Genomic DNA, 1,180 nt, shown 5'->3' with positions numbered 1-1,180 from the left:
TTAATTGTTTTTTAGTTGCTTTCGTTTTTTGATTTAATAAATTTTATAGCTTCAATAACATTTTGATCCTTTAAAAGATCTTCAAAATTTGCTTCTTTAATTACTTCAATATCAGGAACAATACGCTCCGTATAAGTACCTGAACGGTCTGCTAAATATCCTGATGTAAGGGTTAATTTAGTACTAAAGGGAAGTTCAGTTAAAGTATTAGCTGTAAGGAGCCCATAGCTTTTTTCCCCTACAACTAAAACATTTTGTCGTACTCTAAAACTCAATGGAATCAATTCCCCCGCACTGGCTGTTAGCCTGCCAACAATTAATGCAACAGGGATGTTTTGGTTTGGTGGAGTTTTGGGTTGGACAGATGCCCCTCCACTTTCTTCATCCTTAATATTCCCATTCTGCAATAGATACTCCTCCTTTAATTGCCCATTCCTATTTTTTACTGTATAAGTTACTGTATTCCCCAATAGGTGGTAAAGTGAAGACAACATTGGAAATACATTACCGCCAATATTGAACCGTAAATCAATAATCCAACCTTTTAATGAATTACTCTTATGCATCTCAATAATTTGATCATACATATTTTGCGCAACTTTATTAATAGAATCTTGGGAAACATCAATTAATAGCATTCCAGGCATCAATACATATCCATACGAATCGTCTAATACTCTCGTCTCAAAGGATGGATTCTCAGCATATTTCTCCAAGAATTTTATATTAAATTCACTTTGAGGTATTTCAGGCATTAACGTGCTTTTGTACCACCCTTTCTCAGAAAAAAGATTCATATGAGATCCTTTAATGGCATCAAATAATTCAGTGGTTACTTGCAAAGATTTTTCGAAATGTTGACGCTCAAGTGCTTTATTACGAATATTCTGCTCAAGACTGTCCCAGTTTACTTCATCTTTCAACAAATAGGAGTGCCTCAAATGGTAAAATAAACTATCATAAAAGACATTAATACTATCATTGACAAACTGTGTAGCTTGCCCTTCACATTTTACCGGTACCAGATCTAGTATGAGAACCATTAATCCAGTAAAAAATGGAAATAGAAAAATTCTGTTTTTCATATGCTCATTTGTTAACAATTATCAAACGGGGGCAAATTAATTGTTGATCAATGAGGTAGACAAATACAAACCTTTCATATAAGTCCGAAAAAAAA

Annotated in this window: 1 protein-coding gene; it reads right to left on the bottom strand. The window is 33.5% G+C overall.

What is annotated here, in order from left to right; all coding sequences use genetic code 11:
* Positions 1 to 11: 11 nt before the first annotated feature.
* A complete protein-coding gene (locus tag E1171_RS01040; RefSeq protein ID WP_155203228.1) occupies positions 12 to 1,085 on the bottom strand; it encodes a S41 family peptidase in 1,074 nt (357 codons plus the stop codon).
* Between the last annotated feature and the right edge of the window lie 95 nt (positions 1,086 to 1,180).

The organism is Xanthovirga aplysinae, assembly GCF_009711365.1.
GTDB lineage: Bacteria > Bacteroidota > Bacteroidia > Cytophagales > Cyclobacteriaceae > Xanthovirga > Xanthovirga aplysinae.
Note: the sequence above shows the minus strand (reverse complement) of the source record. Positions and strands in the feature narration are given on the sequence as shown.